Source organism: Halomonas sp. TD01 (assembly GCF_923868895.1).
Lineage (GTDB): Bacteria > Pseudomonadota > Gammaproteobacteria > Pseudomonadales > Halomonadaceae > Vreelandella.
Map to the genome: position 1 here is coordinate 2507178 of NZ_OV350343.1, position 13752 is coordinate 2520929.

Sequence of the window (13752 nt, forward strand, 5' to 3'; positions counted from 1 at the left end):
ATGGAACCGCTAATGGCACTAGCGATTGGGCTACTCTACGCCGCCGCTATTTTTATGATGCTACGTCGCTCTATTGTGAAATTGGTGATTGGCCTGCTGCTGCTTTCGAATGCGGCCAACTTGCTGATTTTTACTACGGCAGGCATGACGCGCGGAGCGCCACCGCTAATACCGGAAGGAATGCTACAGCCGTTAGGTGAGGTAGCAGACCCGTTGCCCCAAGCCGTTGTACTGACGGCGATTGTTATTGCATTTGGGGTGCTGGCATTTGCTGTCGTGTTAATTCGCCGTGCCTATGAAATTGTAAAGGCAGATGATTTGGACAAAATGAAGGATACCGACACGTGAGGCCTGAAGTTGCTCTTCCCGTCCTGCTGCCACTGCTTTCTGGGGCTCTTTCATTACTGTTTTGGCGCTCTCGCCCCGTCCAACGTTTTATTGCGGTAGCGGGTAACGTTGCGCTGCTGCTTGTGTGTGTATGGTTGTTTGTTGCTGTTTTGTTTGATGGTTACATCACCATGCAGATGGGCAGTTGGCCGGCTCCATTTGGGATCACGCTAATTGCCGATATGTTGAGTGCCGTCATGATTTTAATGACGGGCATCATTGGTTTGGCGATGGGCATTTATTCGTTGGCCACCACGGGGCGTGGTCACGAAAAATTTGGCTATTACCCACTGATGCATTTGCTGTTAGCGGGGGTTGCAGGTGCCTTTTTAACTGGCGACATTTTCAATCTGTATGTTTGGTTTGAAGTAATGCTGGTGGCGTCGTTTGCGTTGTTAATTCTGGGCGGTGAGCGAGCCCAGATGGAAGGCGCTATTAAATATGTCACGTTGAACCTGCTGGCTTCAGTGATTTTCTTAACGGCCGTGGGGCTACTGTATGGCACGGTAGGCACGCTAAACATGGCCGACATTGCTCTGCGAATGGATGAGGCTGAGCATAGCGGCATGGTCGAAGTGCTCGCTGTTATGTTTATGGTGGCTTTTGGTATTAAAGCCGCCGCCTTTCCGCTCTTTTTCTGGCTGCCTGCTTCCTATCACACGCCGCCAGTAGCCGTATCGGCGCTGTTTGCTGGTTTGCTGACAAAAGTAGGGGTGTATTCGTTATTCCGTGTGTTCACCCTTATCTTTGATCAAACAATGGGCTATTTGCAGGACATAATGCTATGGGGGGCTGTGCTGACAATGGTCACTGGCGTGCTGGGTGCCGCTGCTCAGTATGAGTTCCGGCGTATTCTCTCGTTTCATATTGTGAGCCAGATTGGCTACATGATCCTTGGCTTGGCGCTGTATACACCGCTAGCGATTGCGGGTGGTGTGTTCGCCATCGTGCATAACATTATTGTCAAAACGAACCTGTTCCTGATCAGTGGTATTACCCATCATTTGCAAGGCTCTTATCAGCTTAAAAAAATGGGCGGACTTTATCGCGAGCGCCCTTGGTTAGCCGTGGCGTTCTTTATTTCAGCGTTTTCGTTGGCAGGCATTCCGCCTCTATCGGGTTTCTTTGCTAAGTTTGTGCTGGTTCGTGCTGGCCTGGAAGCTGGGGCGTATGTGGCGACAGGGTTTGCACTGGCAGTAGGGCTCATGACGCTTTACTCCATGGTGAAAATTTGGAACGAAGTGTTCTGGAAAGCCTTGCCAGAAGAAAACAATGTACCTGCTTCACAAACCTCCGTCGGTGATGACGGTCGATTACTAAAACCAAACCTGTGGATGATGTATACGCCGGTCGTTGTGCTGGCCATGATGTCGTTATTAATAGGCGTTTTTGCTGAGCCTATTATGCAGGTGATGACCCTTATCGGTGATCAGCTAATGTCTCCATCGGGTTACATTGAGGCCGTACTGGGTGTGTCTGCTAGCGCTGAAGCAGCGCTAATTGACCCGATTGAGTTGCAGGCGGAGCAAATAGGTGACCGTGCGGAGGACTCCCCATGACCGGTGCGATCTGGAACCTTTTACTCGGGCTAGCCTGGGTACTGCTGAGTGGTGATTTTACCGGCCTCAATCTGCTGGTGGGGATGATTTTTGGCTACATAGCGTTGCTGTTAATTGAACCTCAAGTCGAAGCGTTGAAAGGCTATCCGGCTCGTGTGCCGCGGATTATTGGATTCGTTGGTTTTTTTATTAAGGAGCTAGTGCAGGCTAACCTGCGGGTCGCCTTCGATATACTGACGCCTCCTTGGCATATGAAGCCCGGCGTTATTGCATTTCCCCTTTCTGCACAGAGCGAGATGGAAATTACCATGGTGGCTAATTTGATCTCGCTAACACCCGGTACGTTGAGCCTTGATGTCTCTGACGATCGAAAGGTGCTCTATATCCACGCTATGTTTTTGGATGATGAAGAAGAGCTTCGAAATAACTTAAAAGAGATGGAGCACCGTGCATTGGAGCTATTTCGTTAATGGATACCGTTATTCTGATAAGCCAGATAATTATGGGGTTGGCGCTTGTACTGACCTTTGTGCGTGTCGTGCGTGGGCCTAGCTTGCCCGATCGCGTCGTTGCACTTGAGTTGTTTTCTACAACCGTAGTGGGGCTGGTTGGCGTTTATGCTATTCAATCAGGCGTCGCGAGTTTTCTTGATGCGGCAATCGTGATTGCCTTAATGGGCTTTTTAGCGGCGATTGGTTTTGCACGCTTTCTGGAACGTGGGGGGCCGCGAGATGATTGAGTTTATCAAAGGCACGCTGTTGATAACGGGGTCGAGCTTTATGTTGCTGGCTGCCATCGGTTTGCTGCGGCTACCGGATCTACTGACCCGCATGCACGCGACCACTAAGGCTGCAGCGCTAGGGGTTATTTTAATTATGCTGGCATCGGCCATGCACTTTGCTGAAGTTGGCGTGGTTGCGCGTTCGTTTGCGATTATTGTTTTTATTTTAATCACAGCACCGATTGCTGCCCATGTCATCGGTAGGGCAGGTTACTTTGTGGGCTCGCGCCTTTGGAGCGGTACAGTAAAAGATGAGCTGAGGCCTAACTATGATCCACTCACTCACGAGCTTAAAAGCGGTCTAGAAACCCATGAAAATGCTAAGCGTCATCCACGAACCACAGACCCTGATTGATTGACCATAATTTTCTGTGTTGTATTTCGACTAATACTTTTTTCATAGTTGTTCATTGCTGTTGCATTGCCTTTTCGAAAAACCATCCATCTGGATGGTTTTTTTTATTTGAAGCGCTGTGAGAAAAGTCGTTGGGAAAAGTCCGGAAAAAACTGGGGAAAGAGCAGGGGGGAGTTAGGGGAAAAGCATAACGTCAAAAACATGTACGCTGATTTATGTACAATAGTTATACTGTATAAGATAATGTGTCCATGTTTTTGACGCGTGGCGAGTAAGTGTCGGGCAGCGAGATAACCTCTATGCAACGCAAGCAAGATTTACCGCAAAAAGACTGTGTTCAATGCCAGCGTCCTTTTACTTGGCGGAAAAAGTGGGCGCGCTGCTGGGACGAAGTGCGCTATTGCAGTGAACGATGCCGTCGCGAAGCCAAGCAGCACAGCACACCAAGGAGGCAAGTGCATGAACAGCACGACTGATATTGTATGGCTTCAGGATAATTTGCGGATAGCTGATAACCCCTTGTTACATTTTGATGCTCCCCCAGAACAGCTCCTTTGTCTCTATGTGCTGGACCAGCGATGGTTTGAGCCTTCGAGTGCGGGCGATGACACTCCCAGGCTGGGCCCTGCTCGATTACGCTTTTTATGGCAAAGCTTGATGGAGCTACGTGGTGAGCTGCTGCAGCGTGGCAGTGATTTGTTAGTTCGCATTGGCGACCCTGCCAGTATTGTTCTAGAGACTGCTGACATGCTGAGTGCACGAGAAGTGCGCGTGGCAGCGCATTCGGGGTATGAAGAGTCACAGCATATTGCGCGCGTCGCTGAACAACTCCCGCCTGCGTGTCAGTTTTTTTGTGCTGATAGTGGCTATTTAATTGCTGCAGACGATCTTCCCTTTGCATTGAGTGAGTTGCCGCCTAATTTTTCGGCATTTCGACGGCGTGTTGAAAAACATTGTGAGTTTCTGGCACCGCAACCCGCGCCGATAACACTTCCTCCATGGCCTGAATCAGCTCCCAGAGGGTTTCCCCCGCTCAAGGCAGTATGCGAAGAGAGTGCTGTCTGGCAGCCTGATAATCGCCAGGGCTTTGTATTTGTGGGAGGTGAGTCAGCGGCTAGTGATCGTTTGCAACAGTATCTCTGGCGGCAAAACGGCGCGGAATCGTACAAGAAAACCCGTAATGGCTTATTGGGGGCTAATTTTTCCACACGTTTTTCACCATGGCTGGCGCGAGGTTGTTTATCCGCTCGCCAAGCGTGTCAAGAAGTAAAAAACTGGGAGGCCGTTCACGGAAGCTGTGAATCCAGTTATTGGATAATTTTTGAACTATTGTGGCGAGATTACTTTCACCGAGCGGCTCAGTTAGAAGGCGCTGTATTATTTGGTCGTGAAGCGTTGCCGCCTGCTAACAATGCGTTCAACGCGTGGCGTAATGCTACAACCGGCGTGCCATTTATAGACGCTGCCATGTTAGAACTGAAGCATACCGGATGGATATCCAACCGAGCGCGCCAAAATGTCGCCAGTTTCTTAGTGAAGGATCTAAACGTCGATTGGCGCCTTGGTGCGCGGTGGTTTGAACACTGCCTGATTGATTACGATGTGGCGAGTAACTGGGGCAATTGGCGTTATATCGCTGGTGTTGGTCGTGACCCCCGCCAAGACCGTTACTTTAATGTGCTGAAGCAAGCAGGGCATTACGATCCCCAGGGGCTATACGTTGCGTACTGGCTGCCTGAATTGGAGGCGCTGCCATTAGGGCAGGGGCGTCACCAGCCCTGGCGCGTAGCATCTTCTAAGTTTGATGCGCCTTACGTAGAGCCAAGTGAGTGGCAACGATGGCTAGTGGCTAAAACGGAACTTCAAGAATCAGATGAGTAATGTTTCACTCGAAAATGGACGACAGAGCTCAAAAGGTGGGTTGTACAATATGAGTGAGTTAAGTAATGACCGCCACGTTGCTTGGCTGCTTGGGCTTGCAGGCTTAATCCCTTTTATTGCCGGGGGGCTCTTCGCCTGGTGGGCACCCTCTGTTTGGCAGGTAACGGCGGTGTATGGGTTTAGCTACTACAGTGCGGTTATTTTGTCTTTTCTAGGGGGCGTCCATTGGGGAGCTGCTCTGCAAGTGCCGCGTCCAGGAAACCGCCGACGTTTGATCATTGCGATGGTGCCCAGTTTAATCGCTTGGCCTGCGTTATTGTTCGACGTGGTTACCGGGCTGTGGGTGCTGGTGGCAGGTTTTATTCTAATTGGTGGCTACGACCTCAGTCGTGATGGCCGAGAAGGATTTCCTCATTGGTACCTTAAACTCCGTTGTGTGCTGACTGGTGTAGTGGTGGCGTTTCATCTGATTGTTTTACTTCGGCTAGGCGGGTAAGACTAGCATCTGTGCTGTTTCTGAGCCATTATCGAAAGCACGCCAAGGATTGCCAAGAGATTAATGCTATGTCTTTGAAAATTAAAGATTCAATGAGTATCCGCCCTGCGCTGTATTTATCCTTTGCACTAGCCGCGGGCAGTGCGGTGCTAAGTTCTAGCGCAGTTGCTAATCAGCAATTGATGAGTGAAGTGGATGCTCAAGCGGCAGAACAAGTTAGCTATGCCAACTTTAATCAGTGGTTGGCTGATTTTCGCCGCTATGCTGCTCAGCAGGGCATTAGCGAGGCTACCCTTGCCTCTGCTTTTGATGGGCTTCGCTACCGGGAACGGGTGATTGAGCTTGACCGGTATCAACCAGAGTTTGTTCGTCCCATCTGGCAATACTTAGATACAGCGGTTTCCAGCACACGGATCAATAACGGCCTAGAAAAGCTTGCCGCCCACCGTGATACTGCGCGACAAATGCAGCAGCGTTACGGTGTTCCTGCGGAAATCATCGTTGCTATTTGGGGTATCGAAAGTAACTATGGCAGCAATTTTGGCGATTTCTCGACGCTTGAGTCGCTGGCAACACTTGCCTACGACGGGCGTCGGCGTGATTTTGCACGGGGCGAGCTGTTGGCTGCGCTACGTATTATCGATCAAGGTGACATTGCCGCTGAACAAATGAAAGGCTCCTGGGCTGGCGCCATGGGGCACACGCAGTTTATACCTAGCAGTTTTGAAGCGTATGCCGTGGATGGCGACAATGACGGCCGTCGAGACATTTGGGGCAGTATTCCTGATGTTATGGCTTCTACGGCTAACTACCTTGCGAAGGCAGGGTGGCAAGCTGGTCAGCCTTGGGGCGTTGAAGTGAACTTGCCTGACTCCTTCGATTATTCACAAACACAACGGCGCAGCAGCGCTGAATGGGCAGCGCAAGGTGTGCGCTCAATGAATGGTGAACTCCCTATGTTCGATAGCGCTGCGGTGATTGTGCCCGCAGGAGCAAACGGCCCAGCATTTTTGGTAGGGCCTAATTTCCGGGCAATTCTGCGCTATAACAACGCAACGAGTTATGCCTTGGCCGTATCTACCTTGGCGGATGCTATTGCTGGTCGTGACGGCATTGCTCAGTCTTGGCCCAGAGATCAGGCGCCGCTGACACGTGATGATGTTCGTACCCTGCAGCAGCGCTTAAATAATGCTGGTTACTCCGTGGGGACTGCGGATGGCATCATGGGGCCTAATACGCGTGAAGGCTTGCGTGCTTTCCAACGTGATCAGGGGTTGACCCCCGACGGTTTTGCCACTCAGGCGCTGTTAGAACGACTGCGCTAATGTTTCGTTTCGATGAGTCTCTTTAGCTATGCAAATTTTTCAGGCTATACAAATTTCTCACTAAGGACGAAATGTAATGGGGAAAACTTTTTTAGGCGTACTGGCTGCTAGCGCAATGGCCAGTACACTGTTAGTGAGCACGGCTGCCCAGGCAGATGATAAGGTGTTTGGTTGGGTTGAAAATGCTTCAATTGAGCCGTGGGGTATCGCCGTAAAAGCTAAACTAGACAGCGGAGCACTGACCTCGTCATTAGATGCTCGCAATATTGAAATGTTTGAGAAAGATGGTGAGGAGTGGGTTCGATTTCGTCTGAAGCTCGAGGATCAAGAGAGCGGTGAAACGTTTAGTGATCAGATCGAGCGGCCTCTCTACCGAGAGCAAAAGGTGCGTGGCGCCGGTGGTCGTGATGAGCGTCCGGTGGTGCTAATGGACGTTTGCATGGGCGACACAGTGTATGAAGAGCAATTTAGTCTGCGAGATCGTGAAGAGATGCTCTATCCGCTGCTCTTGGGGCGCCGCACTATTAGCCATTTAGGGTTATTAGATGTGCGCAATACCTTTCTTCAAACCCCTGAGTGTGGGGAAAACGCGGCCTACGTCCCCCACGACCCAGCAGATGAACAGTCCTAATCACGCCATTTGCTAGTTTAATCGGCGATTAAAAAAGTCGCGATAACAGTGCGGTGACGGCAGTTTCCACTCGTAAGATGCGAGGGCCTAAATGCATGCCCTCGCAGCCTGCCTCTAGCAGTTTTTCAACTTCCCAGGGTATAAACCCGCCTTCTGGTCCAACAAGGAGCAGTATTTGTCCGTCAATGTTTCGTGGGCAGGCATTTGGCATGCCAGGGTGCGCCACCAAGCCGCGTCGGTCTTTTAGTTGCTCTGGTAACTGTTCTTCTAGAAAAGGGCGAAAGCCTTTGCACAACGTCACACTAGGCAATTGTGTGTCGCGCGCTTGCTCAAGACCCAATACTAAGTGATGGTGAATTTTTTCCGCACGGAGTTCTGGGGACTGCCAGTAGCTTTTTTCCACCCGTTTGGTGTGAAGCAGTGTAATATTTTTTACGCCAAGGGCCGTGACATGTTCTAAGGTACGTGCCAGCATCCTGGGCCGAGGAAGCGCCAATACTAAATGGACTGGCAGGAGCGGCGGGGGCGGCTCATTTAGGCTTTCCAGTGTAAACGTTGCCTGAGTATTATGCAGTTCGATTAGCTGCGCTTTCCCCATCTGGCCGCCCTGCAGGCCGACGGTGAAGTGGTCTCCTACACAGGCGCGGTGTACCTCGCGTAAATGGGTGATACGTCGTGCGTCAGTAAGGTAAGCATAAGCTCCCTTCACTTCGCTCGGGTCAAGCAGAATAAGATTCATGATTGTCGTCTATTGGTCATAAGGAAGACACGCTTAATGGTACTAATCCGTTAAGCTGGCTTGCATAGGCGCATGTTGCAGGCACAATAGCAGCAACGGCGACAAAGCCTCTACCGCGTTTAAGGAGATGCGCTGTGCGCGTAATTCGCAAATATGCCAACCGTAGGTTATACGATACTCAACAAAGTCGTTACGTGACGCTTGAGGATCTGCGGCGTTTGATCATCGAAGAAGAGCCCTTCCGCGTTGAGGATGCAAAAAGCGGTGAAGACCTAACACGGACCATTTTGCTGTCGATCATTATCGAACAAGAGCAGGCCGATAGTGAAGCCGAGGTTTTCTCCAATGATCTGCTCGCTCAGCTGATCCGTGTGTACGATATGTCATCGCCTTTACCGCTGGCACGTTATTTAGAGCAGGGTACCCAGCTTATGCTAGAGCAGCAAAAGCGCATGCAAAGCCAGTGGCAACAAGCGATACGCCACTCTCCCATGGAGTTTATGCGCGAGCTGGCAGAAGAAAATATGCGTTTTTGGCAAAAAACGCTTAATCAGCCTAATCAAACAGATGACGACGACACACCGGATAAAAGCACCTGAAGTCGCTGGTTGAGTCGTTGTGGCATAATATTGCCGGATAACTTAATTACGCTCTCAGCTAATCTCAGCTACGCACTCCCGTTTGAGAAGGATGATAATGAACGTTTTAATGATAGGTGGCGGTGGCCGCGAGCATGCATTGGCTTGGAAACTAGCGCAGTCTAGTGACGTCGAGCAGGTGTTCGTAGCGCCAGGTAATGCAGGTACTGCCACCGAGCCTAAATTGACCAACGTGACTATTGAAGCAACAGATTTGGACGCGTTGGTTGCGTTTGCCCAGCGCGAGCAAGTGGCGCTGACAGTGGTGGGGCCAGAAGCGCCGTTAGTTGAAGGGATTGTCGATCGCTTTCACTCGGCGGGCCTAACAATTTTTGGCCCTTCTCAACGCGCTGCACAATTGGAAGGCTCTAAATCGTTTACTAAAGATTTTCTTGCACGTCACCAGATTCCTTCAGCTGCATATCAAACTTTTACGGCAGTAGAGCCTGCCTTGGCTTATTTAGCTGAAATGGGCGCACCTATCGTTATCAAAGCTGATGGCTTGGCGGCAGGTAAAGGCGTTATTGTGGCGATGAGTGAAGCTGAAGCTGAAGCGGCTATTCGCGATATGTTAGAGGCGAATGCGTTTGGCGATGCAGGTGCACGCGTTGTTATTGAAGAGTTCCTGGAAGGCGAAGAAGCTAGTTTTATCGTCATGGTCGATGGCGAAAATGTGGTGCCCATGGCAACTAGCCAAGACCACAAGCGTGCTTATGACGGCGACACTGGTCCCAATACGGGTGGTATGGGAGCCTACTCCCCAGCGCCGGTGGTAACGCCGGAGGTCGACGCGCGTATTATGGAGCAGGTTATTCTCCCTACCGTGCGCGGCATGGCAGAAGAGGGTAATGCATACACTGGCTTTTTGTATGCGGGCCTAATGATTGACACTGAAGGCAATCCTAAGGTTATTGAATATAATTGCCGTTTTGGTGACCCTGAAACTCAGCCGATCATGATGCGGTTAACGTCAGATTTAGCCGCGCTTTGTCTGGCTGGCGCTAAGGGTGAGCTTGCTGATAAGCAGTGTCAGTGGGACCCCCGCGCGGCAGTGGGTGTTGTGATGGCGGCAGGCGGCTATCCCGGCAGTTACCGCAAAGGCGATGTCATTCACGGTTTGGAACAGGCAGAGCAAGCGCAGTGCAAGGTATTTCATGCAGGTACTACACAGGCTGCTGACGGCAGTATCTTAACCGCAGGTGGGCGAGTGCTGTGTGTAACGGCATTAGGCAGCACGGTATCGGCTGCTCAACAGCAAGCATATCAGGGTGTCAAAGCGATTCACTGGGAGGGCGCTGAGTTCCGCCGTGATATCGCTTTCCGTGCTATCGCCCGGGAAAAATAGTGATCAGCGGTGATCCCGCTGGCGCTGAACCATCACCGACAAGGAGCTAGGCATGGAGCGTGTCACGCTGGATTTCCCCACGGCAGCAATTATTCATCGGCACCCTTTGACGGTGCGCGTCACGGATATGAATTACGGCCGCCACCTGGGGCATGATGCTTTGGTATCGCTGCTACATGAAGCCCGCGTGCATGCGTTCGCTGCGCTAGGTTTGCCTGAGTGGGACATGAAAGGGTACCCGAGTGTTGTTGTCGACTTAGCGGTTCAGTACCAGAGCGAGGCGCGATGGCCAGATGCTTTAATGATTGAAACCGCTGTCCCTGAGCCACAAGGCAAAGCGTTGGCGGTTTATCAGCGTATTTGTCATGCAGAAACCGGTAAGGTGGTGGCAACGGCTCGGGTTAACCAACTTCTTTTAGACCTTTCTTCAGGGCGGCCTGTCAAAGTGCCTGATGACGTTGTGCAGGCGATAGCTCGGGCGATAGCTCAGGAGAGAGGTGCTTAATGTCGCGGGAATATCCAATAATTGCCATCACAGGTTCTTCAGGTGCGGGTACCACCACGGTGCGTCGCAGCTTTGAGCGCATGTTTCTGCGTGAAGATGTGCACGCTGCCATGGTGGACGGCGATGCCTTTCACCGCTATACCCGTGATGATCTACAGCGGATTTTCCGTGATGAGCCCGAGCGCAAAGATGAGCTTTCTCACTTTGCAGTAGAAGCCAATCTGCTCGACCGGCTTGAAGGGCTCTTTATTGAGTACGGTGAACATGGAGCGGGTACGTTCCGTCACTATATTCATGCAGAAGATAAGCAAAAAATTGAGGCGGGTTATCGGGTAGGGACGTTCACCGAGTGGCAGTCGCTACCTTGTGGTACTGATCTACTCTTTTACGAAGGGCTGCATGGCGGCTTGGTGACACAAGAGTATGATATTGCTCGTCACGTAGATTTATTAGTGGGTGTTGCGCCGACCATGAATCTTGAATGGATTCAAAAAATTGATCGTGATACCAAGCTGCGCGGATATTCCCAGGAAGCGGTTATCGATACCATATTAGGGCGCATGGATGATTACGTGCGCTACATTCAGCCGCAGTTCTCCCGTACCCATATTAATTTCCAGCGTGTGCCCACCGTCGATACGTCGAACCCCTTTGAGGTTCAGGATATCCCTACTGATGCGGAATCGTTTGTGGTGATTCGCTTTAGAGATCCATCGACCGTGGATTTTCCTTGGCTATTGGCGATGATAAAAGATTCATTTATGACTCGTCCGCACACGTTGGTTGTGCCAGGTGCGCGGATGTCGCTAGCGATGGAGCTGATTTTAGCGCCTCTGGTTCGCCATTTGCTTTCCCAGCGCCGTTTTCGCTAGCTAGTTAGCATGTTTCGCTACTTACAAAAATGAAGGAGGCCGTATGGATTGCCTGTTTTGCAAAATTATAAACCGCGAAATTCCTGCAGATATTGTGTTTGAAGATGAGCATGTGTTGGCGTTCAATGACATTAATCCTCAGGCGCCAACGCATCAGTTGATCATTCCTAAAAAGCATATTGCTACGCTTAACGATATTGCCCCAGAAGACTTAGCACTGGTTGGGCGTTTACAGCATACTGCTGCACAACTGGCTAAGCAGCAAGGCTTCGCAGAAGACGGTTATCGTGTGGTGATGAATTGCAACGAAATGGGTGGCCAAACCGTTTACCATATTCACATGCATTTGATGGGTGGACGGCAGTTTACTTGGCCTGCAGGCTGATAGAGGCGGAATGCCGAATTATGCGCGCATACCTAAACGCATAAAGCCCCTATCAAGGGGCTTTATGCGTTTCTAGCGGTGTGGCTACGATGCTGATTAGGCGTCGATGCGCTTATACTTCATCCGCTTAGGCGTGTCGTTACCCACGCGTTTTTTGTGGTCTTCTTCGTATTCGGTGTAGTTACCATCGAAGAAGACGACTTCTGAATCGCCTTCAAAGGCGAGGATGTGCGTAGCGATACGGTCGAGGAACCAACGGTCGTGAGAGATCACCATTGCGCAGCCTGGGAAGGCCAGCAGCGCTTCTTCCAAGGCGCGTAGGGTCTCAATGTCCAGATCATTTGAAGGTTCATCTAACAACAGTACGTTCGCGCCTTGCTTCAGCGTTTGGGCAAGCTGAAGGCGACCGCGTTCACCACCAGAAAGCTGGTCTAGACGTTTCTGCTGATCGTTGCCCTTAAAGTTAAAGCGACCAACATAGGCGCGCGAAGAAACTTCATAGCCGTTAATGTTTAGAATATCCTGCCCGTCAGAGACAGCTTCCCAAACAGTTTGCTTGTCGTCTAGCGCATCACGTAGCTGCTCAACATAGGCGATATCGACAGTCTCGCCAATCACTACTTCGCCAGCATCCGGCTGTTCTTGGCCGGTAACTAGTTTGAACAGTGTCGATTTACCGGCACCGTTACCGCCCACGATCCCTACAATCGCCCCTTGAGGAATGGTAAAAGAGAGATCCTGGTAGAGTAGTTTGTCATCAAATCGTTTGGTCACGTTATGGAACTCGATGACCTTGTCACCCAGGCGCGGGCCAGGTGGAATATAGATCTCGTTCGTTTCATTACGCTTTTGGAAATCGCCAGACTGCATCTCTTCAAAGCGATTAAGGCGCGCCTTGCTCTTTGCTTGGCGTCCTTTGGTGTTACTGCGTACCCACTCAAGCTCTTGCTTGATGGCTTTCTGACGCGATACTTCCTGTTTGGCTTCCTGGTTCAGGCGTTGCTCTTTCTGCTCCAACCACTGAGAGTAGTTGCCTTCAAAGGGAATGCCCTGGCCGCGGTCAAGCTCCAGAATCCATCCTGCAACGTTGTCTAGGAAGTAACGGTCGTGGGTAATGGCCACGACGGTGCCGTTATAATCGTGCAAGAAGCGCTCTAGCCAAGCAACGGATTCAGCATCCAGGTGGTTAGTAGGCTCGTCGAGTAGGAGCATGTCGGGGCTTGAAAGCAGCAGGCGGCACAATGCCACACGGCGGCGCTCGCCCCCAGAGAGGTTGCCTACTTTGGCATCCCAAGGCGGCAGGCGCAGCGCTTCTGCAGCGACTTCCAGCTTGCGCTCGAGGTTATGCGCATCGGCGGCTTCAATAATGTTTTCAAGGCGTGCTTGTTCGCTTGCTAGGGCATCAAAATCTGCATCAGGCTCGGCATAAGCGGCATACACCGCATCCAGTTTTTCCTGGGCTTCTTTTATGGCGCCTAAGGCTTCTTCTACCGTATCGCGAACGTTCTTTTCGTCATCAAGCTGAGGCTCCTGGGGTAGGTAGCCCACATTAATGCCAGGCATCGGACGAGCTTCACCTTCAAACTCTTTATCGACACCGGCCATAATGCGTAGCAGTGTGGATTTACCGGAACCGTTCAAGCCCAGCACGCCAATTTTGGCGCCAGGGAAGAACGATAGCGAAATATCCTTGAGAATTTGCTTTTTGGGCGGCACAACTTTGCCAACCCGGTTCATGGTGAATACGTATTGCGCCATGGAAATCCGTTAGGTTGTTGGAGAAAAGAGTCGCAGCTGTTTGCTGGCGTAGGGCTAAGATGATAGTGCTCAGCGCGGGTAAAGGCCAGAAGCGA

17 protein-coding genes are annotated in these 13752 nt (G+C 51.1%); 15 read left to right on the plus strand and 2 right to left on the minus strand.

The window, feature by feature from the left end; all coding sequences use genetic code 11:
• The 10 genes from L1X57_RS11375 to rloA3 all read left to right on the plus strand — a co-directional run bounded on the left by L1X57_RS11375 (position 1) and on the right by rloA3 (position 7415).
• Entirely contained in the window at positions 1–348 is a 348-nt protein-coding gene (locus L1X57_RS11375; protein ID WP_009721692.1) for a Na+/H+ antiporter subunit C, read from the plus strand.
• Positions 345–1946: a Na+/H+ antiporter subunit D gene (locus L1X57_RS11380; RefSeq protein WP_009721693.1), complete on the plus strand. Its 1602-nt coding sequence runs from the start codon at positions 345–347 to the stop codon at positions 1944–1946. The genes L1X57_RS11375 and L1X57_RS11380 overlap by 4 nt, the downstream gene beginning before the upstream one ends.
• Entirely contained in the window at positions 1943–2416 is a 474-nt protein-coding gene (locus L1X57_RS11385; protein WP_009721694.1) for a Na+/H+ antiporter subunit E, read from the plus strand. Before L1X57_RS11380 ends, L1X57_RS11385 begins: the two co-directional genes overlap by 4 nt.
• Positions 2416–2685, plus strand: coding sequence for a monovalent cation/H+ antiporter complex subunit F (locus L1X57_RS11390; protein ID WP_009721695.1), 270 nt, complete (start codon positions 2416–2418; stop codon positions 2683–2685). Before L1X57_RS11385 ends, L1X57_RS11390 begins: the two co-directional genes overlap by 1 nt.
• A complete protein-coding gene (mnhG, locus tag L1X57_RS11395) occupies positions 2678–3082 on the plus strand; it encodes a monovalent cation/H(+) antiporter subunit G (protein WP_009721696.1) in 405 nt (134 codons plus the stop codon). The genes L1X57_RS11390 and mnhG overlap by 8 nt, the downstream gene beginning before the upstream one ends.
• 299 nt (positions 3083–3381) lie before the next feature.
• Positions 3382–3558, plus strand: coding sequence for a DUF2256 domain-containing protein (locus L1X57_RS11400; RefSeq protein WP_009721697.1), 177 nt, complete (start codon positions 3382–3384; stop codon positions 3556–3558).
• Complete coding sequence (locus L1X57_RS11405; RefSeq protein WP_009721698.1) at positions 3542–4963, plus strand: DASH family cryptochrome; 1422 nt, start codon at positions 3542–3544, stop codon at positions 4961–4963. The genes L1X57_RS11400 and L1X57_RS11405 overlap by 17 nt, the downstream gene beginning before the upstream one ends.
• 49 nt (positions 4964–5012) lie before the next feature.
• Positions 5013–5459 (plus strand): DUF3429 domain-containing protein, encoded by a 447-nt coding sequence (locus L1X57_RS11410; RefSeq protein ID WP_009721699.1) that lies wholly within the window; start codon positions 5013–5015, stop codon positions 5457–5459.
• 68 nt (positions 5460–5527) lie between these two features.
• Positions 5528–6784, plus strand: a complete 1257-nt coding sequence (locus L1X57_RS11415; RefSeq protein ID WP_009721700.1) for a lytic murein transglycosylase — start codon at positions 5528–5530, stop codon at positions 6782–6784.
• A gap of 76 nt (positions 6785–6860) precedes the next feature.
• Positions 6861–7415: a retropepsin-like aspartic peptidase RloA3 gene (gene rloA3, locus L1X57_RS11420; RefSeq protein ID WP_009721701.1), complete on the plus strand. Its 555-nt coding sequence runs from the start codon at positions 6861–6863 to the stop codon at positions 7413–7415.
• A 28-nt stretch (positions 7416–7443) separates the two neighbouring features.
• Here rloA3 and L1X57_RS11425 read toward each other — a convergent pair whose 3' ends face one another.
• Positions 7444–8154 (minus strand): 16S rRNA (uracil(1498)-N(3))-methyltransferase, encoded by a 711-nt coding sequence (locus tag L1X57_RS11425; protein ID WP_009721702.1) that lies wholly within the window; start codon positions 8152–8154, stop codon positions 7444–7446.
• Positions 8155–8288: 134 nt separating this feature from the next.
• Here L1X57_RS11425 and phaR point away from each other — a divergent pair, with 134 nt between their 5' ends.
• The 5 genes from phaR (at position 8289) to L1X57_RS11450 (ending at position 11899) form a co-directional block, all read left to right on the plus strand.
• Positions 8289–8753, plus strand: coding sequence for a polyhydroxyalkanoate synthesis repressor PhaR (gene phaR, locus L1X57_RS11430; RefSeq protein ID WP_009721703.1), 465 nt, complete (start codon positions 8289–8291; stop codon positions 8751–8753).
• A gap of 97 nt (positions 8754–8850) precedes the next feature.
• A complete protein-coding gene (purD, locus tag L1X57_RS11435; protein WP_009721704.1) occupies positions 8851–10137 on the plus strand; it encodes a phosphoribosylamine--glycine ligase in 1287 nt (428 codons plus the stop codon).
• Positions 10138–10189: 52 nt separating this feature from the next.
• Positions 10190–10642 (plus strand): acyl-CoA thioesterase, encoded by a 453-nt coding sequence (locus tag L1X57_RS11440; protein ID WP_009721705.1) that lies wholly within the window; start codon positions 10190–10192, stop codon positions 10640–10642.
• Positions 10642–11514 carry a phosphoribulokinase gene (locus tag L1X57_RS11445; protein ID WP_009721706.1) on the plus strand — a complete coding sequence of 291 codons (873 nt, stop codon included), beginning with the start codon at positions 10642–10644 and terminating at the stop codon, positions 11512–11514. Before L1X57_RS11440 ends, L1X57_RS11445 begins: the two co-directional genes overlap by 1 nt.
• A 43-nt stretch (positions 11515–11557) precedes the next feature.
• Entirely contained in the window at positions 11558–11899 is a 342-nt protein-coding gene (locus tag L1X57_RS11450; RefSeq protein ID WP_009721707.1) for a histidine triad nucleotide-binding protein, read from the plus strand.
• Positions 11900–11995: 96 nt separating this feature from the next.
• Here the strand turns inward: L1X57_RS11450 and ettA are convergent, their stop codons facing one another.
• Positions 11996–13657: an energy-dependent translational throttle protein EttA gene (gene ettA, locus L1X57_RS11455; protein ID WP_009721708.1), complete on the minus strand. Its 1662-nt coding sequence runs from the start codon at positions 13655–13657 to the stop codon at positions 11996–11998.
• Between the last annotated feature and the right edge of the window lie 95 nt (positions 13658–13752).